The organism is Rhizobium sp. TBD182 (assembly GCF_001950375.1).
Taxonomy (GTDB): Bacteria; Pseudomonadota; Alphaproteobacteria; order Rhizobiales; family Rhizobiaceae; genus Agrobacterium; species Agrobacterium tumefaciens.
In genome coordinates, this window is the sequence record NZ_BDLN01000007.1 from 131246 (window position 1) to 155563 (window position 24318).

20 protein-coding genes are annotated in these 24318 nt (G+C 58.9%); 6 read left to right on the plus strand and 14 right to left on the minus strand.

Going from position 1 to position 24318, the window contains the following annotated elements; translation table 11 throughout:
* Positions 1-62 precede the first annotated feature (62 nt).
* On the minus strand, positions 63-959 hold the full coding sequence (locus T18_RS19775; RefSeq protein WP_025595237.1) for a tetratricopeptide repeat protein: 897 nt from the start codon (positions 957-959) through the stop codon (positions 63-65).
* A 121-nt stretch (positions 960-1080) separates the two neighbouring features.
* Positions 1081-1308 carry a 30S ribosomal protein S21 gene (gene rpsU, locus T18_RS19780; protein WP_003498359.1) on the minus strand — a complete coding sequence of 76 codons (228 nt, stop codon included), beginning with the start codon at positions 1306-1308 and terminating at the stop codon, positions 1081-1083.
* A gap of 315 nt (positions 1309-1623) precedes the next feature.
* Here rpsU and T18_RS19785 point away from each other — a divergent pair, with 315 nt between their 5' ends.
* Genes T18_RS19785 through T18_RS19805 form a run of 5 tightly spaced genes read left to right on the plus strand, consistent with a single transcriptional unit; the run spans position 1624 to position 7119 of the window.
* Positions 1624-2877 (plus strand): sarcosine oxidase subunit beta family protein, encoded by a 1254-nt coding sequence (locus tag T18_RS19785; RefSeq protein ID WP_004431781.1) that lies wholly within the window; start codon positions 1624-1626, stop codon positions 2875-2877.
* Positions 2877-3287 carry a hypothetical protein gene (locus tag T18_RS19790; RefSeq protein ID WP_004431784.1) on the plus strand — a complete coding sequence of 137 codons (411 nt, stop codon included), beginning with the start codon at positions 2877-2879 and terminating at the stop codon, positions 3285-3287. The genes T18_RS19785 and T18_RS19790 overlap by 1 nt, the downstream gene beginning before the upstream one ends.
* 13 nt (positions 3288-3300) lie before the next feature.
* Entirely contained in the window at positions 3301-3615 is a 315-nt protein-coding gene (locus T18_RS19795) for a sarcosine oxidase subunit delta (protein ID WP_004431787.1), read from the plus strand.
* The gene (locus T18_RS19800; protein ID WP_038494608.1) at positions 3612-6572 is read left to right on the plus strand and encodes a sarcosine oxidase subunit alpha; all 2961 of its coding nucleotides are present in this window, start codon (positions 3612-3614) and stop codon (positions 6570-6572) included. The genes T18_RS19795 and T18_RS19800 overlap by 4 nt, the downstream gene beginning before the upstream one ends.
* Positions 6565-7119 (plus strand): sarcosine oxidase subunit gamma, encoded by a 555-nt coding sequence (locus tag T18_RS19805; RefSeq protein WP_038494613.1) that lies wholly within the window; start codon positions 6565-6567, stop codon positions 7117-7119. The genes T18_RS19800 and T18_RS19805 overlap by 8 nt, the downstream gene beginning before the upstream one ends.
* Here T18_RS19805 and T18_RS19810 read toward each other — a convergent pair.
* From T18_RS19810 to T18_RS19865, 11 genes are all read right to left on the minus strand, one after another.
* Positions 7116-8156 carry a DUF2332 domain-containing protein gene (locus T18_RS19810; RefSeq protein WP_038494616.1) on the minus strand — a complete coding sequence of 347 codons (1041 nt, stop codon included), beginning with the start codon at positions 8154-8156 and terminating at the stop codon, positions 7116-7118. The genes T18_RS19805 and T18_RS19810 overlap by 4 nt on opposite strands.
* Before the next feature lie 28 nt (positions 8157-8184).
* Complete coding sequence (locus T18_RS19815; RefSeq protein ID WP_323131576.1) at positions 8185-8913, minus strand: transporter substrate-binding domain-containing protein; 729 nt, start codon at positions 8911-8913, stop codon at positions 8185-8187.
* 30 nt (positions 8914-8943) lie between these two features.
* Positions 8944-9432, minus strand: a complete 489-nt coding sequence (locus T18_RS19820; RefSeq protein ID WP_004431798.1) for a MaoC family dehydratase — start codon at positions 9430-9432, stop codon at positions 8944-8946.
* A gap of 54 nt (positions 9433-9486) precedes the next feature.
* Complete coding sequence (glgX, locus tag T18_RS19825; RefSeq protein WP_038494622.1) at positions 9487-11442, minus strand: glycogen debranching protein GlgX; 1956 nt, start codon at positions 11440-11442, stop codon at positions 9487-9489.
* Positions 11443-11578: 136 nt separating this feature from the next.
* Complete coding sequence (locus T18_RS19830; RefSeq protein ID WP_038494625.1) at positions 11579-13207, minus strand: alpha-D-glucose phosphate-specific phosphoglucomutase; 1629 nt, start codon at positions 13205-13207, stop codon at positions 11579-11581.
* A gap of 4 nt (positions 13208-13211) precedes the next feature.
* A complete protein-coding gene (glgA, locus tag T18_RS19835) occupies positions 13212-14654 on the minus strand; it encodes a glycogen synthase GlgA (RefSeq protein ID WP_038494627.1) in 1443 nt (480 codons plus the stop codon).
* 5 nt (positions 14655-14659) lie between these two features.
* Positions 14660-15922 carry a glucose-1-phosphate adenylyltransferase gene (gene glgC, locus T18_RS19840; RefSeq protein WP_004431809.1) on the minus strand — a complete coding sequence of 421 codons (1263 nt, stop codon included), beginning with the start codon at positions 15920-15922 and terminating at the stop codon, positions 14660-14662.
* A gap of 21 nt (positions 15923-15943) precedes the next feature.
* Positions 15944-18151, minus strand: coding sequence for a 1,4-alpha-glucan branching protein GlgB (gene glgB, locus T18_RS19845; protein ID WP_019566535.1), 2208 nt, complete (start codon positions 18149-18151; stop codon positions 15944-15946).
* The gene (locus T18_RS19850; protein WP_038494630.1) at positions 18151-20613 is read right to left on the minus strand and encodes a glycogen/starch/alpha-glucan phosphorylase; all 2463 of its coding nucleotides are present in this window, start codon (positions 20611-20613) and stop codon (positions 18151-18153) included. Before T18_RS19850 ends, glgB begins: the two co-directional genes overlap by 1 nt.
* A 442-nt stretch (positions 20614-21055) precedes the next feature.
* Positions 21056-21826, minus strand: coding sequence for a class II glutamine amidotransferase (locus tag T18_RS19860; RefSeq protein ID WP_004431819.1), 771 nt, complete (start codon positions 21824-21826; stop codon positions 21056-21058).
* On the minus strand, positions 21827-22540 hold the full coding sequence (locus T18_RS19865; RefSeq protein WP_004431822.1) for an aspartate/glutamate racemase family protein: 714 nt from the start codon (positions 22538-22540) through the stop codon (positions 21827-21829).
* Between the two features lie 168 nt (positions 22541-22708).
* On the opposite strand from T18_RS19865, the gene T18_RS19870 reads away from it, so the two are divergent.
* Positions 22709-23170: an Lrp/AsnC family transcriptional regulator gene (locus T18_RS19870; RefSeq protein WP_003498392.1), complete on the plus strand. Its 462-nt coding sequence runs from the start codon at positions 22709-22711 to the stop codon at positions 23168-23170.
* Between the two features lie 20 nt (positions 23171-23190).
* On the opposite strand, the gene T18_RS19875 is transcribed toward T18_RS19870, so the two are convergent.
* Entirely contained in the window at positions 23191-24174 is a 984-nt protein-coding gene (locus tag T18_RS19875) for an aldose 1-epimerase (protein ID WP_035200637.1), read from the minus strand.
* Positions 24175-24318: the final 144 nt, after the last annotated feature.

Consider the following 24318-nt stretch of genomic DNA (forward strand, 5'->3'; position numbering starts at 1 on the left):
TTTCCCATAAAAAAGCCGGCAGGTGTCGCACCGCCGGCTTTTCTGTTCGTATCTGTTTTTGATCAGGATGCGCCGGCACCGCGCGTGCGGGCAACGCCGTCGAGCGCGGGCTTATATTTCGGATCAAGCCGTGCCGCATGTGAATAGGACTTTGCGGCTTTCGCCATCTCGCCGCGGCGCTCATAGACCAGTGCCTGGTTGGCCCATGATTCTGCGACGTTGCCATCAAGCGAAATGGCGTGGTTGAAATCGGCGAAAGCGTTTTCGTCGTCGTTCAGCGCGACATAGGAAAGGCCACGGCCGTTATAGGGTTCCGGCGAGGTTGAGGACAGCGAGATGGCCTTGGAGAAGTCCTCGATGGCCTGGGCATGCTGGTTGCGCAGCTGGTAGATCAGGCCACGATTGTGCCACGCGCGGCCATCGGTGGTTTCGAGTTCGATGGCGCGGGAGAAGTCGTTGAAAGCTTCGTTGACGCGGCCGGACTGGCGGTAAAGATTGCCACGGCCGATCAGGGCTACGTCATAGCTCGCATTGATCTGTAAAGCGGCGTTGTAATCCTGCAAGGCCTGCTGCTGCTGGCCGGAATTGCGATACACGAGCGCGCGGTTGGCATAGGCCTGATAAAAGCGCGGGTTCAGTTGCAGCGCCTTGTTGAAATCCTCGATAGCGCGGCGCGAATCGCCGGCGCGGCCGTAAGCGGAGCCACGGACGTTATAGCCTTCCGGATCCTGAGGATTGGCGTTGATGACCGAGGTGAGCGAGGCAATGTTTTCCTGCGAGCCCTGGGCACGGTCGATCCTGAAGACATCGTCAGTCTGGTTGGACGTAGCGCAGCCGGAAAGACCGGCAAGGACGGTACAGACGACAAGGGAAACACGGAATCTCTTGTTGTTTTTCAGGAGCACCCGGCGCGTGGAGGCATCGGAGTTTTTCACAACACAGGCATCAACAGCGGTCATTCGGTGGGGGTTCCCTCGCAGGCCGGTCTCAAGATCATTCTCCGGCCACAAACACAAAGAGCGGCGGCGAATTGATCGCCCCCGCCCAACAAGCATTCAAAAACGTCCAAAAGACGGCCTATTAACGGCCTGCGCGCGGAGCTGCAACCAGACCTTCGCGCTGTGCGCGCTTGCGTGCCAGCTTGCGAACGCGACGAACAGCTTCAGCCTTTTCGCGGGCGCGCTTCTGGGAAGGCTTTTCGTAATAATCGCGCATTTTCATTTCACGGAAAATGCCTTCGCGCTGCATCTTTTTCTTGAGAGCGCGAAGCGCCTGATCAACGTTATTGTCGCGGACTAGTACCTGCACGTGAAACCCGTTCCTTTTGTTTGGTTGTCTTGCTGTGAGAATAAAGGCATTCGCACGCAAATAAAATCGTTCGTTCGGCCGTCGAGCCTAGCGATTGGTGACGTGCAATATCAGAACATTTGCAGCAAGTCCATACGGTACCGCATATTCAACAGCCAAAATCCAGCTATCCCGGCATTCTGCCTGCAATGTCGAAACAAAAGCATTGCGGCGTCGCAAAATGGATATTGCCTCCGATGCCGATTTGCCATGTGTATAATATGTGCCGGAGCTATGCTTTCGGCTTCTGGCCGGTTCTTGAGGAGCAGACTGCGAATGCGCAAATATTCCGTTTTTGCCGTGGCGCGCGAGGCGTTGCGGGGTCATAAGGGGTGGGATGCGCAATGGGCGTCGCCCGAGCCGCGCAAGGAATATGACGTCATCATCATCGGTGGCGGCGGCCACGGTCTTGGGGCCGCCTATTATCTTGCCAAGGAACACGGCATTACCAATATAGCGGTGCTGGAAAAGGGCTGGCTAGGCGGTGGCAATACCGGCCGCAACACCACCATCATCCGCTCCAATTATCTCTATGAAGAGAGCATGGATATCTACGAGCATTCCCTGAAATTATGGGAAGGGTTGAGCCAGGATCTCAATTACAACGTCATGTATTCGGCGCGCGGCGTTATGATGCTGTCGCACAACATTCACGACCAGCAGTCCTTCAAGCGCCATATCAATGCCAACCGTCTCTATGGCATCGACAATGAATGGCTGACGCCGGAACAGGCCAAGGCCTATTGCCCGCCACTCGAGATTTCCGGCAATGCGCGTTATCCGATCAACGGTGCTGCCCTCCAGCGGCGCGGCGGCACGGCGCGTCACGATGCGGTGGCCTGGGGCTATGCGCGTGCGGCTTCCGATCGCGGCGTGCACATTATCCAGAATTGCGAAGTCACGGCCATCAGGCGCGGACCTGATGGCGCGGTCACGGGCGTCGAGACCAATCGCGGTTTCATTGGCGCAAAGAAAATCGGCGTTTCCGCCGCCGGTCACTCCTCCGTTCTGATGAAAATGGCGGATGTGCGTGTGCCTCTGCATTCCAACCCGTTGCAGGCGCTGGTATCAGAGCCGCTGAAGCCGATCTTCCCCTGTGTCGTCATGTCCAATACGGTGCATGCCTATATCTCCCAGTCGGACAAGGGCGAGCTGGTCATCGGTGCTGGCACCGACCAGTATAATTCCTACTCCCAGACTGGCGGCCTGCAGATCATCACGCATACGCTTGACGCCATCTGCGAGCTGTTCCCGATTTTCCGCCGCGTCAAGATGATGCGCCAATGGGGCGGCATTACCGACAACACACCCGATCGCTCCGCCATTCAGAGTGTGACGCCGGTGCCAAATCTCTTTGTCAATTGCGGTTGGGGCACGGGTGGTTTCAAGGCGACACCGGGCTCGGCCAATCTGTTTGCGCATCTCATCGCGCGCGGCGAACCGCACCGTCTGGCGGCGGGGCTGACGCTCGATCGTTTCCGCACCGGACGCCTCATCGACGAGGCCGCTGCCGCCGCCGTGGCGCACTGATGCTGGCGGCGGTTATGCTTTCGGCAAACATGGGTGTTGCGGCGGCGGTCGTGCCGGCGGGCAATCTCATCCCCGAGATGGGGGATTTTCGTAGCCAGAAAATCCAGAGAATGCAGGGTGAACGCGACTGGCCTTTCGTGGCGGAAAAAGGCCTTTTGCTCTGCGCGCCGAGTCTCGCGGACAAGCTGGTCTATTTCGTCGGCGAGAAGGAAAATGGTGCGCAGGACGAGCCCTTCGCGATCGACACCGACATGATGGCGGTTGCCATCATCAATATGGGTCGGGCCTCGGCGCTGAAACCATTCGATAATTTCGAGCAGCTCTTGAAGCGGCTTTCCCCCTTCGTTGCGATGGGAAAGCGGCTGTGTGACCAACCCGCCGGAAGCATGCTTCCGGAAAGTTCTCTTTGAAGGTGGAGCCACGATGCTTCTGATCCATTGCCCTTATTGCCGGGAAGACCGTTCCGAACTCGAATTTCGCTGGGCGGGCGAAGCCCATATCGCCCGGCCGGAAAACATTGCCGATATTTCGGACGAGGCCTTTGCCGAATATTTCTTCATTCGCGACAATGACAAAGGTCTCGTTTTCGAGCGCTGGCGCCACATTCACGGTTGCGGCCGCTTTTTCAACGCCGCCCGCGATTCCGTCAGCGACAAATTCCTGATGACCTACAAGGCAGGCGAGCCGAAACCGGATGCCGACGCGGTTCTTTCCGCCCAAAAGGGAGCTGCGCAATGAGCGGCGATTATCGTATCAAGGGCGCCGGTCGCCTGACACCTGCCAGAACGGCACGCTTCACCTTCGACGGCAAGATCTATCAGGCGCTGGAAGGCGACACCGTTGCATCCGCACTTCTGGCGAATGGCGTGCATCTGATTGGCCGTTCGTTCAAATATCACCGGCCGCGCGGTTTCCTTTCCGCCGGCCCGGAGGAGCCGAATGCGCTGATCGACGTATCGCGTGACAGCCTGCGCAAGCAGCCGAATGTGCGCGCCACGGTGCAGGATGTATTCGACGGCGCCATCATCGCCTCGCAGAACCGCTTTCCGTCGCTGTCCTTCGATATCAGTGCGATCAACGATTTCCTGTCGCCGATGTTTGCGGCTGGTTTCTACTATAAGACCTTCATGTGGCCGAAGGCCGCGTGGCACAAGATTTATGAACCGATCATCCGTCGCGCAGCCGGTCTCGGCAAGGCGCCGACCGAGCCGGATGCGGATCATTATTCCGGCCGTTATGCCCATTGCGACGTGCTGGTGGCCGGTGGCGGTGTGGCCGGGCTGACAGCGGCGCTCGCCGCTGCAAAAACTGGCGCCAGCGTCATTCTGGTTGATGAGAATGCCGAAGTTGGCGGCGCGCTGCGTTTTGATACCGGTGCGGTCATCGACGGCCTGTCCGGATATGACTGGGCGCAAAAAGTTTTCACTGAACTGAAATCGCTGCCCAATGTGCGTGTTCTGACCCGCACGACAGCGTTCGGTTATTACAACCACAATTTCGTGGCGCTGGCCGAGCGTGTGACCGATCACCTCGCCACGCCGGCCAAACACCAGCCACGTGAAAGACTGTGGCAGGTCCGCGCCAAGAAAGTCGTTCTGGCGGCAGGCGCGATCGAGCGGCACATGGTCTTTGCCAATAATGATCGTCCCGGCATCATGCTGGCTTCTGCTGCGCGCATCTATCTCAACCATTACGGCGTGACCGTCGGCAATAATGTCGGTGTCTACACAGCCCATGATTCTGCCTATGAGACGGCATTCGATCTCAAGAAAGCGGGTGTGAAGATCGCCGCTATCGTGGATTGCCGCGAGAACCCCGATCGGCGGCTGCTGGACGAGGCGCGGGCGCTGGGCATCGAGGTACTGGCGGGTCACAGTGTTTACGATACGTCAGGGCGGCTGCGCGTTTCTTCCATGAGCGTTGGCCGCAATGGCGGCTCTAACAAGCGCAAGATTGCCATCGACGCGCTCGTCGTTTCAGCGGGCTGGACGCCTTCGGTGCATCTCTTCTCGCAATCGCGCGGCAAGCTGAAGTTTGACGCGGCAAACCAGCGGTTCCTGCCTGACATCCATGTGCAGAATTGTGTGTCAGTCGGCGCCTGCAACGGCACGGACGATCTCGCCGCATTGATCGCCGAGGCTGCTGCCGCAGGTGGCGGTGCAGCGGAATTCTCCGGCGAGAATGCGCGCGCCTGGACCGGCGGCATGATCGGCGCCGCGGAAGGGGCAGGCGAAGGCACCGGCGTCAAGGCCTTCATCGATTTCCAGCACGATGTCTGCGCCAAGGATATTCGCCTGGCCGTGCGTGAAGGCATGCATTCGGTCGAGCATATCAAGCGCTTCACCACCAATGGCATGGCGTCCGATCAGGGCAAGATGTCCAACATGCATGGCCTTGCCATTGCCTCGGAAGCGCTTGGGCGGGATCTGCCGAAAGTCGGTCTCACCACTTTCCGCCAACCCTATACGCCGGTCACTTTCGGCACGCTCATCAACCATTCGCGCGGTGCGCTGTTCGACCCGACCCGCAAGACGCCGATGCATGACGAAGAGGCTGCGGCAGGCGCCCTTTTCGAGGATGTCGGCAACTGGAAGCGCGCATGGTTCTTCCCGCGCGGCGGCGAGGATATGCACGAAGCGCTCAACCGCGAATGCAAGACGGTGCGGACAAGCGTCGGCGTGTTCGATGCCTCCACGCTCGGCAAGATCGAGGTGGTCGGCCCCGATGCGGCTAAGTTCCTGAACCTCATCTACACAAATGCCTGGGACACACTGAAACCCGGCCGTTGCCGCTATGGCATCATGACGCGCGAGGACGGTTTCGTTTACGATGACGGTGTTGTCGGTCGTCTTTCCGAGGACCGTTTCCATGTGACGACGACGACGGGCGGCGCACCGCGCGTTCTCCAGCACATGGAGGATTATCTCCAGACCGAATTCCCCGAGCTGAATGTCTGGCTGACATCGGCGACCGAACAATGGGCGGTGATTGCGGTGCAGGGACCGAAAGCGCGCGAGGTGATCGCACCTTTTGTCGAGGGTATCGACATTTCGCCCGAAGCCTTCCCGCATATGGCGGTCGCGGAAGGCACCTTCTGCGGTGTGCCCACGCGTCTCTTCCGTGTATCATTCACGGGTGAGCTTGGTTTCGAAATCAACGTTCCGGCCGATTACGGCGCTGCCGTCTGGACCGCGATCCGTGATCGGGCCGAAGCGGTGGGCGGATGCCTTTATGGCACCGAGACCATGCACATCCTACGTGCCGAAAAGGGTTACATCATCGTCGGACAGGATACCGACGGCACCGTGACGCCTGACGATGCGGGGCTTGCCTGGGCCGTTTCCAAGAAGAAGACGGATTTCGTCGGTATCCGCGGTCTGAAACGCCCGGATCTCATGCGCTCCGGTCGAAAGCAGCTTGTGGGCCTCAAGACGAAGGACCGGCTGACTGTTCCCGAAGAGGGTGGCCAGATCGTTGCTGATCCAAACCAGCCGAAACCCATGACCATGCTCGGCCATGTCACTTCCGCCTACTGGTCGGAAAATCTCGGCCACTCCATCGCCTTTGCGCTGGTGGCGGATGGCAGGGCGCGCATGGGCGAAACGCTCTACATCCCGCTTGCCGATAAAACAATTGCCGTCGAAGTGACCGACATGGTCTTCCTCGACAAGGAAGGAGCCCGTCTCAATGGCTGACACACTTCACGCAAAACGCAAATCCGTACTCGAGGATTTCCACGGTGGTTCGCCCTTCGTCTCGCTGAAGCCCGCCGCCTCGGCGTCGCGGCTGTCGCTGCGCGCAAGGGAACGCGCACTGCCGGCCCTCTCGGATGCACTCGGCCTGTTATTGCCCAACAGCCCGAAAAGCTCTGTCACATCGGGTTTGCGCTCCGCTCTCTGGCTTGGTCCGGACGAATGGCTGGTGATCGATCAGGGCGAAAGCGACCTGATGGCGGCGCTCGCCACCGTTCCCGGCCTGTTTTCGGCGACCGACGTTTCCCACCGCAACACGGCTGTCATCGTTTCCGGCCCCGGCGCGGAGGCAGCCCTGAACGCCGGTTGCCCGCAGGATCTGTCTATCGCACAGTTCCCGATCGGCGCCTGCTCGCGAACGGTTTTCGGCAAGGCGGAAGTGGTGCTGCTGCGCGTGGCTGACGATACGTTCCGGGTAGAGTGCTGGCGCTCCTTCGCCGAATATGTCGGCGGCCTGTTGCAGGAAGCGGCGCAGGACGTGGCGGTCTAGCTTTTCCACCCCTGCCATTCCACCCATCGCCCATGGAAATCGGCGCGGCCGATTTCCTGTTTCTTACCGGTCGGCCAGATTTGCAGGGTGATTGCGGCGCTTCCCGGCGTCGTATCTGCCTCCATCTGCAGGCGGGCAAGCGGAGCCTCAGGGGTGGCACGGCTTCCAGCCTCGGCGATCAGCGTTTCGCCGGCCTCTTTCAGCGCATCGGGCAGATATTGCCAGGCGACAGAATGGTAGACCACATGGGCAGCGCCCGAATGTTGCGCGGCAAGGCGGCGTTGCAGCCAGTCAATTGCGTCAACCTTTTCAACGTGCAAGCCGTTCTCCACCGCAATACGCAGGGCGGCCGCCGTGCGCTCCAGCCTGTCGGTCTGATCGGCCCAGACATATGACATCAGCCGCAACCGGTCCTCGGCAGACGACGGATCGAGAGGGTTAAGATCGCAGCCGGCGCGCTCGATGACCTCTATCCGCTTGTCGGGCGGGGTGTCTCCGCGCCATTCCGGCGACATGGACACTTCGGATTGCCTGCCCCAGGCAAGATCGCCAAGACGATACTGGTAGCGGTCAAATTGCAGGTTCAGACCGGCGCTGGCGCCGACCTCTGAAAGGACCAGCGGCTTGCCGAAAAGCTCCGCAATGGAAAGAAAACCCGGCAGCAGCACAGCGGAACGGCGGACTTCGTTGGTCTGCGGCGGCGATTTCAGCCTTTCGAGGATGAAGCCCGAATGGAAGCGCAAGGCACTTGCGCAAGCCTGCCAGAGCGCATTCTCGTCTTCGGGTGCTATATCGACAAGAGGAGTGATCTTGTCCTCGATGACAAGCGCATGCAGGGCACCGGCAAGCCGCAGTGGGACGGAATCGCCGGACGGGCCGACATCGCCAGGCCAGGACAAAATCATCTCGCCAACGTCCGTCTGGCGATCCAGCCGCGCCGCCACCGCGCGGCAAAGCCGTGCGGTAAAGGGCGAACCGAGGCTGTCGCAGGCTCTTGCCTGTGCGAGAAACGCGTCTCTTACGGCTTCATCATGCATTGGGCCGTCTCCTTTGCGCAGTCCGGCGTTACTTTGCCAGACTGGCCTCGCCGTTGACGAGGGCTTGATCATCAAAACCAAAATTGCGCATCAGCACACGGTGCTCGTCTGATCCGATATAACAAAGAAGCGCCGCATCGACCGCGCTCTGGAGTTCCCGGTCGGATTGGCGGAAAGCAAATGCGCCTGAGGCTGCTGGTCTCTCTTTCGGTAAAACAGAGACAACTTCCAAATCGAGCTCTGGATTTTGCTGCATAAAACCGAGATGGGCCATGGCCACGCTGGCATAGGCGTCGGCACGCCCATCCAATACGGCCTGAGCGGCCTCGTCGTAGGTCTCGCAAATGAGAATGCGGTCATCGGGCACGCCCGCTTCCATAATTGCGCGATGTTGGATCTGATCACGGATCGCGACCAGCGTACATTCCGGATTTTTTGCTGCCGATGCGTATCCGTCCAGATCTCTGAGGTTGCCCTTCCTCACCAACAGTCCATCAGGCAACGCCCAGATGGGATGGCTGAACGTCACGATCTTTCTGCGTTCAGCGGTATCGAAGAGGCCAGTAGTCATATCCCAAAGGTTTTCGTTCAGCCCAGGCAACAATTGCGAGAATTCGGTTTCGATGAATTCAATGTCATGAATACTGATCATGGCTAGAATGACTCGCGCCAACTCCACATCGCACCCGGTCACATCGCCGCATTCGTTCCTGTAGTTGAACGGAGGTTCTATCAAATATGCGAATCTCACAGACACTCCGATCTCAAATTGGGATTTACTTCGCCATCAGGCGTCTTGCGGCCTGTCCTCGGGGTTGAACTGGGTGATGGTTGTCCAGCGGGCAGTGAGCGCCGGTTTTTTCTCGTTTTCTATCTCCACCGTCACATCATAGGTCGTCACCAGCATGGCGGCGCCGCGAAACCGCGCCTCGGCCAAAGTGAAACGGCCACGCACCCGTGCTCCGCTTTTGACCGGCGTGACGAAGCGGACGGCGTCAAAGCCGTAGTTGATGCCCATGGTCGTTTCGCGAATGCGGGGCAGGGCATCGTAATTCAGAGCCGAAAGCAGCGAGAGCGTCAGGAACCCATGCGCGATAGTGCCGCCAAAGGGGCTTTCCGCCTTGGCGCGTTCCGGGTCGGTATGGATGAACTGTTCGTCCAGCGTCGCTTTTGCGAAGGCGTCGATCATTGTCTGGTCGACGGTGATCCAGTCGGAAACGCCCAGCTCCGTGCCGACGAAATTTTTCATTTCCGCCAGCGCTATTTCCTTTGCCATGTTACCTCTTCTCGATTGCCTTTCGGAACTTATAAAGGTGCCGGGGCCAAGCGATCAACCGCGCAGATAAAACACCACCGAGCGGGCAGGCAGGAAGGCCGGATTGCCGAAATCCGTGCCGATCGCTTGCCAGTCGTCGCCCGGCAGGGTGAAGGGCACGATCTCATGGCTGCGGTTGATGAGCACGGCAAGCTCAGCGTCGTTTTCGGTCTCGTGGTCCGGCGTGGCAAACACCATGGCGAAAGCCGGCATGTCCGGCCTTTCCCATTCCGCGACCGTCATCGGTTCTCCGCCGGGGGCAAGCCATGCCACATCGCCGTTGCCGGAGAAAAACTCTGTTTGCGAAAACACGCCGAAGCGTTTGCGAAGTGCGGCAAGAAATGCCGTGTGGTCAGTCAGCTCCTGGGAGAGCGACGACCAGTCGACCCACGTTATCTCGTTGTCCTGGCAATAGGCATTGTTATTGCCATGCTGGCTGCGGCCACCCTCATCGCCGGCGGTCAGCATCAACGTGCCGCGACTGACGAAGAGCGTGGAAAGCAGCGCTTTCACATCCGCGTGGCGGGCGGCCACGACGGCAGGATCGTCCGTCAATCCCTCCAAACCATTGTTCCAGGAATGATTTTCATTATGCCCGTCGCGATTGTTCTCGCCGTTTTTCTCATTGTGCTTGTGTTCGTGGCTGACGAGATCGAACAGGGTGAAACCGTCATGGGCGGCAAGGAAATTGACGCTGCGGCTTTTCGAACGTCCATGGCGGGAAAAGATCGGCGAAGAGCCGGAAAGCGCATTGGCCAGCGCCCCGGTCGTTCCCGCATCGCCGCGCCAGAACCGGCGCATGTCGTCGCGGGCGCGGTCGTTCCATTCCAGAAAGCTCTCGGGAAAATTGCCGAGCTGATAGCCGCCGGGGCCGATATCCCATGGTTCGGCGATCAGCACGCGGTCGTATAGTACCGGGTCAGAGTGCATGGCGGCAAGCGTTTCGCTGGCCATGTCGAAGCCACTAGCCGTTCGTCCCAATATGGGCGCGAGATCGAAACGGAAGCCATCGATACCGGCATTGAGAACGAAATGCCTGAGGGAATCGATAATGAGCTGGCGCACATAGGGATGATCGCAGGCCACCGTGTTCCCGGTGCCGGTGTCATTGACCAGCACGCCCGGCTTTTCTTCCGGGTGACGGAAAGCGGTGAGATTGTCCAGTCCGCGCAAAGACAGGATGGAGCCTTCGCTGTCGCTTTCACCCGTATGGTTGAAGACCAGATCGAGAATGACGCCGATGCCTTGCGCATGCAGGGCTGCAACCGTGTCGCGCAGCTCCCGCACCCCGCCGGGGCAGAGGCGCGGATCGAGCGCCATGAAGCCGACGGGATTGTATCCCCATGCATTGGAAAGGCCAAGCGGCGGCAGGTGGCGCTCGTCGATCCAGGCGGTGATCGGCATCAGCTCCACCGCATCGACACCGATTTTTTTCAAATGCGCGATTATGGCAGGATGAGCCAGCGCTGCAACCGTGCCTCTCAGCTCTTCCGGCACGGCAGGATGCAATTTGGTGAAGGGTTTAACCGCGAGTTCGTAAATCAGCCCGCCCTCGGCAAAGCGTGGCGGCTGGCGCTTGACCGGCTCATATTGCGACAGGATCGCCTTCGGCACGATCGCGCCTGTGTCTTCGCCATAGGCCAAAAGCGCGGCATCATGCCGGAACGGCCGGTCTATCTCCGTGGCATAGGGGTCGAGCAGCAGTTTTGCGGGGTCGAACCACAGGCCATGTTCGGGGGCATAAATACCGTCGGCGCGGTAGCCATATCGCGCACCGGGGTCGGCCTCGGCAACTGTCAGCCGGTGAATGTCATTCTCATCGCGCGTCATTGGCAAACGCGCCGTCTCTTTTTCGCCCGTCGCATCAAAAAGGCAAAGGTAGATTTGTGAGGCGTGCCGGGAATAGACCGCAAATTCCGTTCCGTTTTCCGTCTGGGTTACGCCTTTGGGGAAAACGGCTGGTTTCTGCATGGTCTCTCTCTCCGGAAGATGATGATATCGAGTCTGGCGGTGAGGTCAGTCACTAACCTCAGGCGGCCGCTTGGCCGCCTGCCAAGTTTTTCGCTATCGCGCCCGTTGCCGGAAACGGTGCGTGCAATGCAAAACCTTACGTGATGACGGTCGGTTCGCTACGGCCGGTATGGGCCTTGATGCCGGCGATCGTATCGGCAACAGAAATAAGGTCGGCAAGCGCCGCCTGCGTTTCGATGCCGTGACGGGCCGCATCCGGCTCATAGCGCTCGACGTAAAGTCTGAGCGTTGCGCCGGCAGTGCCCGTGCCGGAAAGGCGCAGCACGATGCGCGAACCACCTTCGAACAGGATGCGGATACCCTGGTTCTTGCTGACGGACTGGTCGACCGGGTCGAGATAGGCGAAATCATCCGCAGCGGCGACCTTAAGATTACCGTAGCTGGTACCGGGAAGTGTTGCGAGTTTTTCGCGCAGGATGGCCACCAGAGTGTTTGCGGCGTCCGAATCCACTTCCTCATAATCGTGGCGGGAATAATAGTTGCGCCCATATTCGGCCCAGTGCTTGGTAACGATGTCCTTCACGCTTTCCTTGCGGGCGGCGACAATGTTCAGCCAGTAGAGCACGGCCCACAGGCCATCCTTTTCGCGCACGTGGTTGGAGCCGGTGCCGAAGCTTTCCTCACCGCAGATTGTAACCTTGCCGGCATCCATGAGATTGCCGAAAAATTTCCAGCCGGTTGGCGTCTCGTACATGCCAAGCCCAAGTTTTTCTGCGACGCGGTCGGCTGCGGCACTTGTCGGCATGGAACGGGCGATGCCGGAAATGCCGGCGGCATAACCGGGCGCGAGCCGCGCATTGGCGGCGATGATCGCCAGGCTGTCGGACGGGGTGACAAACATGCCCTTGCCGACCACCATGTTGCGGTCGCCGTCGCCATCCGACGCCGCGCCGAAATCGGGACCTTCCGGGCTCATGACATCGTCATAAAGCTCCTTGGCGTGCACCAGGTTGGGGTCGGGATGGTGGCCGCCGAAATCGGGCAGCGGCGTTGCGTTGCGGACCGAGCCCTTCGGCGCGCCGAGACGCTTTTCGATGATTTCCACCGCATAGGGGCCGGTGACGGCACTCATGGAATCGACGACAACCTTGAAGCCGCCGGCAATCAGGGCGCGAATGGCGGCAAAATCGAACAGTTCTTCCATCAAAGCGGCATAATCGGCGACCGGATCGATGACGTCGACCGTCAGTTCATCCACCTTGAAGCTGCCCACCTTGTCGAGATCGACGTCTGCAGCGTCGGAAATCTTGTAGCTGTCGATGACCTTCGAGCGGGCATAGATCGCGTCGGTGATCTTTTCAGGCGCAGGGCCGCCATTGCCGATATTGTATTTGATGCCGAAATCTTCGGTCGGGCCACCGGGATTATGGCTGGCGGAAAGCACGATGCCGCCGAAGGCTTTGTATTTGCGGATGATATTGGAGGCGGCGGGGGTTGAGAGAATGCCGCCCTGACCGACCAGCACCTTGCCGAAACCGGCGGCGGCCGCCATCTTGATCGCCTTCTGGATGACTTCGCGGTTGTAATAACGGCCATCGCCGCCAATCACCAGCGTCTGGCCCTGAAAGCCCTCAAGCGAGTCGAAGATCGACTGGATGAAGTTTTCGGCATAATTTTCCTGGGCGAAGACGGGCACCTTCTTGCGCAGGCCGGATGTGCCCGGCTTCTGATCCTGAAAGGGTGTCGTCTGAACGGTCTTGATCATTGTTTCAATGGCCTCTCGAAATAAGCTGGCTGTAAAGCGCGGCATAGAGCGCAGCGCTTTTTTCCCAGGAAACATCGGATTTCATTCCGAGTTTCTGCATTTGTGTCCAAAGTTTCGGGTCGTGATAATAACGTACGGTCCGGCGGATCGCCTGTTTCAGACCGTCGAGCGTGACGGGTGAGAATTGTACACCGGTCGCCGATTTATTGGCGATGGCGGCATGGTTGGCGTCGATCACCGTATCGGCAAGGCCGCCGGTTCGGGCAACCACGGGAACGCAGCCATAACGCAGCGCGTAAAGCTGGGTAAGGCCGCAGGGCTCGAAGCGCGAGGGGATGATGATCGCATCGCAACCCGCCTGCATCAGATGCGACAGCGGCTCATTATAACCGATGGCGACACCGACGCGGCCATGGTGGCGGGATGCCGCCGCCAGTAGCGCGCCTTCCAGCGCCACATCGCCGGCTCCCAGCACCACGAGACGGCCGCCGAGCGAAACGATCTCGTCCACGGCTTCCGCCATGAGATCGATGCCCTTTTGCCAGGTCAGCCGGGAGATGACGCAGAAAAGCGGGCTGTCATCCTGGTCGATGCGGAAATGTTCTGCGACGGCCTTCTTGTTCAGCGCGCGGTTCTTGAGATTGGCGGCGGAATAGTTGTCGTGGATCAGATGGTCGGTGGCCGGGTTCCAGACATCGGCGTCAATGCCGTTGACGATGCCGTGCAGCACATGGGCGCGGCTGCCGATCACCCCTTCAAGCCCCATGCCGAATTCCGCGGTCAGGATTTCTTCCGCATAGGATGGGCTGACCGTGCTGAGCGCGGTTGCCGTCTGCAAGCCGCCTTTGAGGAAGCTGACATCGTTATAATATTCGATGCCTTCCATGCCGAAAGCGTGGGCGGGCAATTCGAGCTTGCTGAAGATGTTGGCCCCGAACTGACCCTGAAAGGCGATGTTGTGGATGGTGAGAAGGCTCGGAATCTCCGGCGTTTCGGCATAACGCATATAGACCGGAGTCATCGCTGCCTGCCAGTCATGGGCGTGCACCATATCCGGCCGCCAGCCGGGAAGCACACCGGCGCCGATTCGTGCAGCTGCCAGCGAGAGCGCCGCAAAGCGCTTCCAGTTATCAGGATAATCCTTGCCGGTCTGGCCGAGATAGGGGCCGCCGGAACGCTCGTAATAGGCGGGCGCGTCGAGGATCAGAAGGTCTAGCCCCTCGTGTTGGACTTCGAGCAGATCGGCCTTTTCGCCAAGCAGATCGGTGAACTCAAAACATTTGACGGGGTCCGTCACGGCGGCTTTCACCGCCGGATATCCGGGTATCAATGTACGCGTTCTCACACCATAGGCTTCGAGCGCGATGGGGAGGGCGCCGGTAACGTCGGCGAGCCCTCCGGTCTTGATCAGGGGATAAATTTCGGATGAAACCGAAAGGACATTCATGGGCTCTACAGGTCCAGCTTGTCGATCATCGATTGGGTGATAAGGCAAATGCCGTTTTCCGTGCGGCGAAAACGTTTGGCATCCAGTTCGGGGTCTTCTCCTACAATCAGTCCTTCCGGAATGACCACTCCATGGTCGATGACGACGTTGCTGAGTTGGGCGTGGCGCCCGATCTTCACACTCGGCAGTACTACGGCATTCTCAAGGCGGGAGTATGAATTGGCGCGCACGCCTGTGAACAGAAGGCTACGGTTGAGGGCGGCGCCGGAAATGATGCAATCGCCTGACACGACCGACGACACGGCAGAACCGCGGCGGTCCTCATCGTCATGCACGAATTTCGCCGGCGGAGTGATTTCCGCATAGGTCCAGATCGGCCAGGACTTGTCGTAGATATCGAGGTCAGGCACCACATCCGTCAGGTCGATATTGGCCTGCCAATAGGCATCGATGGTTCCGACGTCGCGCCAGTATGGTCCGTGCTCGAAATCCGAACGCACGCAAGAGTCCGCGAAACGGTGGGCGACGGCTTTGCCGTGCTGGACAATATAGGGAATGATGTCCTTGCCGAAGTCACGGCTGGAGGTGGGGTCGGCGGCATCGCGACGCAGCGCTTCCATCAGGAATTTCGTGTGGAAGACGTAGATCCCCATTGAGGCAAGCGCGAAATTCTCATTGCCGGGAATGCCGGGCGGATCGGCCGGCTTTTCGATGAAGTCGATGATCTCGTCTTTTTCGTTCACATGCATCACGCCGAAGCCGGACGCTTCCTTGCGTGGCACTTCAAGGCAACCGATCGTTACATCCGCGCCGGAATCGACATGCTGTTGCAGCATGTATTCGTAGTCCATCTTGTAAATATGGTCGCCGGCCAGAATGACCATATATTCAGGCGCATAGGGCTCGATAATGTCGATGTTCTGGTAAACGGCGTCGGCGGTGCCTTCGTACCATTGCGTTTCGGACACGCGCTGCGAGGCCGGCAGAATGTCGAAGCTTTCGTTACGCTCGGGACGGAAGAAGTCCCAGCCGCGTTGCAGGTGGCGGATGAGGGAGTGAGCCTTGTATTGCGTGGCGACGCCGATGCGGCGAATGCCGGAATTCAGCGCGTTCGAAAGTGCAAAATCGATGATGCGGGCCTTACCGCCAAAATAAACCGCTGGTTTTGCCCGGCGGTCCGTCAATTCCTTCAAACGGCTTCCTCTACCGCCCGCGAGAACATAGGCCATTGCATCACGCGCCAGGGGCTGAACTCTTTTTTCCGACATGGTGTCCTCCCGTTCTGTCTGTCAGTTTTCCGGTTCGAGCATGATCGTTGCCAAGGGCGGCAGGACGAGCATCGCCCCGATTTCCCCACCGGCATTGACCGCCTGAACGCGTCCGCCATTTCCCTTGCCGCTGCCGCCATAAATTTCGGCATCGGTGTTGAGAATCTCCCGCCACCGCCCCGCAACAGGAAGCGGCACATAATAGTTTTCCCGGTAGACCGGGGTCAGATTGCAGATAACCGCAACCGGTTTTTCGCCGGGCGCCGAGCGCAGCCAGGCGAAGACCGAGTTTTCGTGATCATCGACCACCAGCCACTGGAAACCTTCGGGTTCGCAGTCACGGGCGTGCAGAGCGGCTTTCGAACGGTAGGTGAGGTTGAGATCGCGCACGAGGCGGCGCATGCCCTCATGCATCGGATATTGGCGAAGGTTCCAGTCGAGCGATCCCTTTTCGCTCCATTCGCTCCACTGGGCGAACTCCTGCCCCATGAACAGCAGCTTCTTGCCGGGATAACCCCACATGAAGCCGTAATAGGACCGGAGATTGGCGAATTTCTGCCAATCGTCGCCGGACATCTTGGCGATCAACGATCCCTTGCCGTGCACTACTTCGTCATGGGAAAGTGGCAGCACGAAATTTTCGGTGAAGGCATAGAGCAGCCCGAAGGTCAGTTCCTGATGGTGGAACTTGCGGTGCACCGGCTCACGCGAGAAATAGCTCAGCGTGTCGTGCATGAAACCCATGTTCCATTTGAAGCCGAAACCAAGGCCGCCCTCGTGAACCGGCTGCGACACTTTCGGCCAGGAGGTGGATTCTTCAGCAATGGTCATGACGCCCGGATGGGTGCCATAGACGAGCGAGTTCATCTTCTGCAGGAAGCGGACGGATTCCAGGTTCTCGCGCCCGCCATATTCGTTGGGGATCCACTCGCCTTCCTTGCGGGAATAATCGAGATAGAGCATCGAGGCGACTGCATCGACTCGCAGTCCATCGAGATGGAATTTTTCGGCCCAGTAAAGCGCGTTGTTGACGAGGTAGGACAATACCTCGATGCGGCCGAAATTGTAGATGGCCGTGTTCCAGTCGGGGTGAAAACCCTGACGCGGGTCGGCATGTTCGTAAAGCGCTGTCCCGTCAAACAGGCCCAAGCCGTGCTCATCGGTTGGAAAATGCGCGGGAACCCAGTCGAGGATAACGCCGATGCCGACCTTGTGGGCGCCGTTGACGAAGCGGGCGAAACCTTCCGGATCGCCGAAACGGGCGGTCGGGGCGTAAAGCCCGGTCGTCTGGTAACCCCAGGACGGATCGTAGGGATGTTCGGTGATCGGCAGAAACTCGATATGGGTGAAGCCCATATCCGTGCAATAGGGAATGAGCTGGGTGGCCATTTCATCCCAGCTTAGGAAGGTGCCGTCTTCGCGACGCCGCCAGGAACCGGCGTGCACCTCGTAAATGCTGATCGGCTGCCGGCGCTGGTCCACTTGCGCCCAATGTTCGCGGTGGGCCTGGTCTTCCCATTTCTGCGCCAGTTCCGGTGCGGTGACGGAGGCGTTCTTCGGCCGCAGTTCACCACGCCGCGCATAGGGGTCGGCCTTCAGCGGCAGAAGCTCGCCGTTTGCGCCGAGAATCTCGAATTTATAGGCGCAGCCGGCATAGACGTCCGGTGCGAAAATTTCCCAGATGCCGGTATCCTTGCGGAAGCGCATCACATGCCGTCGGCCATCCCAATTGTTGAAATCGCCGACGACGGAGACGCGCCGCGCATTGGGAGCCCAGACGGCGAAGTGGAAACCTTCGACGCCTTCAAGCTTGAGCGGATGAGCGCCCATTTTGTCGAACAGCCGCAGATGCGATCCCTCGCGGACGAAATAATCGTCCATCGGTCCAAGAACCGGACCAAAGCTGTAGGGGTCGGTCACTGCCCATTCCGCATCGTCACGACAGGCGCGATAACGCACCGGCTGACGCGAGGTGAGATCGACCGGGCCTTCGAAAAAACCCTCCGGATCGAGCTGCTTCAGTTCGCCGACGAAAGATCCGTCCAGTGTGAGGACAGATACTTCTTCAGCCCCCGGAATGAAACACCGTGCAGAAAAACCTCCCGGCGTTTCGTGAACGCCGAGAAGTGCAAAGGGGTTGGAATGCAAACCGCTCTTGATCGCCTCGATTTCAGCCTTCGTGATTTCGCCAGTCTTTTTCTCTTCGGCCGAATTGAGCGGTTTTTTCATCAGGCTCTCCAGATATCGGCGGCGTATTGCCGGATCGTCCTGTCGGACGAGAACCAGCCCATACGCGCAGTGTTACGGACTGTTTTCGCATACCAGCTTTCCGGATCGCTCCAGATCGCATCCACCTTGCGCTGCGCTTCGGCGTAGGCGTCGAAGTCGGCCGCGACCATGAACCAGTCGCTGTTGTAAATGCCGTCGATCAGCCCGGCAAAGCGGGAGCGGTCGTCGGGTGAGAATACGCCGGAGGCGATGGATGACAGCGCCTGCGACAGTTCCACCGACTGTTCAATAATCGCGCGGGGGTTGTGGCCCTCGGCGCGCGCTTTCGACACCTCTTCCGCCGTCATGCCGAAGATGACGATGTTGTCCTCGCCGACATGTTCGAGCATTTCGACGTTCGCACCATCCAGCGTGCCGATGGTGAGCGCGCCGTTCAGCGCGAACTTCATGTTGCCGGTGCCCGAGGCTTCCATGCCCGCCGTCGAGATCTGTTCGGAAAGATCTGCGGCCGGAACCATGATTTCCGCAAGCGAGACGTTGTAGTTCGGAATAAACACCACTTTCAGAAGCCCGCGCACGGCCGGGTCATTGTTTATGACCCGGGCAATATCGTTGGCAAGTTTTATGATCAGCTTCGCGTTGTGATAACTCGGCGCTGCCTTGCCTGCGAAGAACTTAACGCGCGGTACCCAATCCAGTTCCGGGTGAGAACGGATCTGGTCGTAAAGCGCCACCGTTTCGATAAGGTTCAGAAGCTGGCGCTTATATTCGTGGATGCGCTTGATCTGGATGTCGAACATGGCCGAGGGATCGACACGGATGCCCATACGTTGCGCCACCGTATTGGCAAGCCGCACCTTGTTCAGACGCTTCACCTCGGCAAATTTTTCGCGGAAACCGGCATCGTCGGCGAAGCGGTCGAGCGCTGTCAGCTTTTCCGCATCGTCGAGGAAATCGTCGCCGATCGCTTCCCGGATCAATCCGGTCAGGCCGGGGTTGCACTGCATCAGCCAGCGGCGCGGGGTGATGCCGTTGGTCTTGTTGTTGATGCGCTCGGGATAAAGGCTGTGCAGGTCGGCAAAGACCGTTTCCTTCATCAGTTCGGTATGAAGTGCCGAGACACCGTTGATGGAATGCGAGCCGATGAAGGCGAGATCGCCCATGCGCACGCGCCGCTCACCGTTTTCGTCGATCAGCGAGATGGACCGGATCTGCTGATCCGGCATCTTCTTTTCCTTGCGGGCGTATACCAGCGTATTGGCATTGATCGCATAGACGATCTGCATGTGCCTCGGCAAAAGCCGCTCGAGCAGCGGGACGGGCCAGCTTTCCAGCGCTTCGGGCAAAAGCGTGTGGTTGGTGTAGGAGAAGGTGCCCTGCGTGATCTTCCAGGCTTCGTCGAATTCAAGGCCGTGGACATCGCATAGCAGGCGCATCATTTCGCAGATGGAAATGGCCGGATGCGTGTCGTTGAGCTGGATCGAAACCTTGTCGGGCAGCGAGGTGAAATCCGGATATTGCTGCAGGTGACGGCGCAGAATGTCCTGCAGGGAGGCGGAGGAGAAGAAAAACTCCTGCCGCAGACGCAATTCCTGGCCGGCCGGGGTCGCATCGGCGGGGTAGAGAACGCGCGTCAGGCTTTCGGCCTTGTTGCTTTCCCGCAGCGCGCCGATGTGGTCGCCGGCATTGAAGGCGGCAAGCAGAATGGGGTCGATAGGCTGCGCCGACCATAGGCGCAAGGTGTTGACGCGGGTGCCGCGCCAGCCGACGACAGGCGTGTCGTAAGCCATGGCAATGACGCGTTCGGCCGGTTTCCAGACGAAGCGCTGCGGCTCCTCATATCCACCGATGGTTTCCACCGATCCGCCAAAGCCGATTTCATACGAGCTTTCGCGACGTTCGAATTCCCAGGGATTGCCGTGCGCCAGCCACGTCTCCGGCAATTCCACCTGCCATCCGTCCGCCATCTGCTGGCGGAAAAGGCCGTGCACATAACGGATGCCGTAGCCATAGGCGGGAATATCGACGGTTGCCATCGATTCCATGAAACAGGCAGCGAGACGGCCAAGGCCGCCATTGCCAAGTGCCGCATCCGGTTCCAGTCCGGCAATGACATCGAGATCGACGCCGAGCGAAGAAAGCGCGTCCCTGATTTCGTGCATCAGCCCGATATTGGAGATCGCATCGCGCATCAGGCGACCGATCAGAAACTCGAGCGACAGGTAATAAACGCGCTTGGAATTGTTGGCATAGGCCTTGCGGGTGGAGGCCATCCACTTGTCGATGATGCGGTCACGGACGACGAGAATGGTCGCGGTCAGCCAGTCATGCGGCTTGGCAACTTTTACGTCCTTGCCGATACGGTAGGTGAGGCGCTCGATGATTTCCGCTGCCATGATTTCCGGGTTGGAACTGCGCGGGGCGGGACGGGGAAGATCGGCGGCGTTTAGATTATTGATCATTGGTCGGTCAGCACCTTGGTGGGAGGAGAGGGTCTGATGAGGTCGATCCGGTTTGCCTTTACTGATGCCAGTTTATGCATCGATATGGAGGCGTGGCAACAGCATTTTTTGTGGAAATTTGAACAGCTTAGGGTAATGAAAAATAACACTTTTTCTTCAGCGTCCCGAGGATCGCCAAAGGCATTGCCTGCCCATTGTCCGTCATTCATGAACGGGTTTGCATGGTCGTTGCGATGCAGGGCATCGTTCAAGAAAGGGAGAGGGGCTGCAACACTTCTGAAATGGTTCACCGGTCCTGAAATCTGTTTCGGTCTATCGGATCACACACTAGCCTTCGCGGCGGAGATAATTCAATGAAAATAAACACGACGCTGCCGCAGCCGCGCCCACCGGTGGCGGCCAAACTGAAAAAAATGGCCTCGGTCGTCATGAAATGCGACGTTTACGGCAGGGAAAAAGGTTCAGTGGTCATACCGCCGGCGCGGATCGTCACCCGGGTATTTGGCGGCACCGCACACCACGGGGTGCAATCGAAGGAAAAGGGTTCCGAGCTTAGCGCGATGCCCTCTTCAAGCCCGCGCCAGTAAAGCGTTGGCGGCTTGTCGTCGCTTGACCAGCGGAAGGCGTGCAGGCAATCGCCATCCATCAACACGGCGCTGAACCGCAACGCGGAAGAAACACCCGCCGCGATCATCTTTTCCAGGCAGAGGCGCAGCGCGGTGGAAATGGCCCGAACCGGGTCCGCATCAAGGCCGTGGCCGGCGGCAATCAGGAAGATGGCTTCGCTGTCGCCGGTGCCGCGCCGGGCGGAATAAATATCATCGGGTATGAGGGAATCAATGTCGCGCCTGATCTGCTCGTAGCCGCCGATCTGGCCGTTATGCATGAACAGATATTGACCATGCGCAAAGGGGTGGCAATTGGCACGGGATACTTCGCCTGATGTGGCGGAGCGGACGTGGGCCATGAACATGCCCGAGCGGAGCTGGTGGCAAAGGGCGGCCAGATTGGCGTCGGACCAGGCGGGTCTGGTGTCGCGAAAAACGCCGGGCGTTCCGCGCTCGCCATACCAGCCAAGACCGCAACCGTCGCCGTTGACGACGGTTTTAGCTTCCCTTGCGGCCATGGACTGGCTGACCAGCGATGCTTCCGGCTCGATCAGAAGACTGTCGAGCCAGACCGGTTTACCGGAATAGGCAAAAAGGCGGCACATTCATGCAGCTCTGTTCAGGGCCTTGTTTTCGAGCGCGAAGCCGACAGCGGCCTGGGCGTGAATGGCGGTCGAATCGTAGCCCGGCAAAGGCAGGGCATCGGGATCGATCAGCAGGGAAATTTCGGTGCAGCCGAGAATGACGGAATCGACGCCGAGCGCACGGGCTTTCTCGATGACCGACATGTAGCGCTCGCGCGAGCACGACTTGATCTCGCCCTGGCACAATTCGCCAAAAATGATGTCGTGGATGGCGGCCCTGTCTTCCTCATCCGGCACGACCACATCGACGCCGTGGCGGCGCATGCGGTCGGTGTAGAAGCCATGTTCCATCGTGTAGCGTGTGGCGAGCAGAAGCGGCTTGCGGCGTCCATCCGCCTTCAATGCGGTGGCAGTTTCGTCAATGATGTCGATGAGAGTGACGCCCGACATTTTTTCAACGGTTTCCGCAACGAGGTGCATGGTGTTGGTGCAGATCAGCACACAATCGGCACCCGCATTGGCAAGACGCGCACCCGCAGCGCCCAAAAGCGCGCCGGCCTCATCCCAGCGGTTAGCCTTCTGAAGGGCGACAACCTCGGAAAAATCGAGCGAATGCATGACGATATCGGCGGATACGAGCCCACCGCGGCTGTCACGAACGGCCTCGTTGATCATGCGATAATAGGTTGCGGTGGATTCCCAGCTCATGCCGCCGATCAGACCGATCCGTTTCATAGGCGTTCCCTTATAAAAGTTTGATTGATGACAAGAATGCCATTGCCGCGATGAAAACGGCATGCGTTTTTTCAGGGATTTAGAAGGCAGATTGCAAATTCTGGGCGTGCATTATGCTCAGCTCGCAAATTTCTTGCGCCACTACGTTAACTGATGCATTCTTGAGCAATGATTGACGACCGTGACCGCCGAATCCTTGCGATTCTCCAGGAGAATGCAGAAACACCTCTCGCCGATATCGCGGATGAGGTGTCATTATCGCTTTCCGCCTGTTCCCGCCGTATCACGCGTCTGCGTGCGGAAGGATATGTGACCGGCACGATGGCGCTGCTCGACCGGCGGAAAATCAACCTGCCGACCACGGTTTTCCTGCTTGTGAGAACCGGCCTGCATGCGGAGGACTGGCTGGACCGGTTCCATGCCGCCGTCAGCACCATACCGGAGATCGTCGAGGTGCACCGGCTGACCGGCAATTTCGATTATATTCTGAAACTCGTGCTGCCAAATGTCGAATATTACGACACCATCTACAAACAGATCCTCCGGCGGGTCGAGCTTTACGACATGTCCGCCTATATCTCCATGGAGACGGTGAAGCTGTCGTCTTCACTCCCGACGACGCATATCTGATCGCAATATTTGGTCTTTTTTCAGCTCTCGGCTTCAAAACGGAAACCAAAGCGGAAACTTCGGGTCTCGCCCGGTTGAAGGGTGATGTCCGCTTCAAGTTGCGGCTGGTTGAAGGCGTTTGTCGGTGTTTCCACAGGTTCGAGCGCGATGGATTTTCGCCTGTCGCGGGCAAGCGTATCGCCGGTAAAGACATGCATGTGGCCGCGCTCCTGCCAAACGGTCAGGCTCGAACCATCGTTCCGGTTTTCGATCCTAGTCTCGTAAAGCCCGTTTGCGGATGGGATCAGATCGGTAAAGCAGACATCCAGCACATGGCCTGCGAGCGGCGCGGCAGAAAGAAACGCTGCATCGTCCCGTTTGAGAATGCCCGTCTCACTGTCGGTGAGTGGTATCAAATTCTCGTCCGTTTTGATCGCTGTTCGCGACGGTAGGGTGAGAAGGAGATCGTCGATGGAGGATATGCCGGGCAGACGGAAATAGGGATGCCAGCCGGCCGCAAAGGGCAAAGGCCGGTCGTCGCCATTGATGCCGCGTATATCGATGGTAACCGCATGGCCGGCAAACCGGTATTCCACCTCGATGGCGAGATGGTAGGGATAGCCCTTGAATTCGGCCGGCAATATCTCGGCACGAAAGACGATAATGTGCGCGTCGTTTTCCTCGAAAGACCGGTCGAGGGCGAAGGGCAGGGCACGGGCAAATCCGTGGAAGACGAGGTCCTCGTGGGCAAGCACCGGCTCGATACGGTGCATCTCCCCGCCAAATTTAAATTGGCCCTGAGGAATGCGATTGGTGAACGGGGCGAGAATGCCGTTTCTCACGCCGTTCTGCGACTGCAATTCCTGAAGCGACGAATAGCCGTCGACAAGGTTTTTTTCATTGCCATCGGCAAGTCGTGGCCGCCAGCTCAGAAGGGTCGCGCCCTCATAAGCGATCTCGGCGCTGAAGCCGTTTCCGGAAACGGTCAGGCTGGCAATCCCCGTGCCTGTTGCGGAAGTGGTCATCGGGAAATTGTCCTTCATGCAAGCGTCTGCGGCCGTCGGGCCGATTGCGCCGCCGATTCGCCCGATCATCTTCGCTGCGGAGACATTTCGCAATGGCCATGACGGTGGCACACCTTAATGACCTCGCGTCAGCTCGGCCTCTAA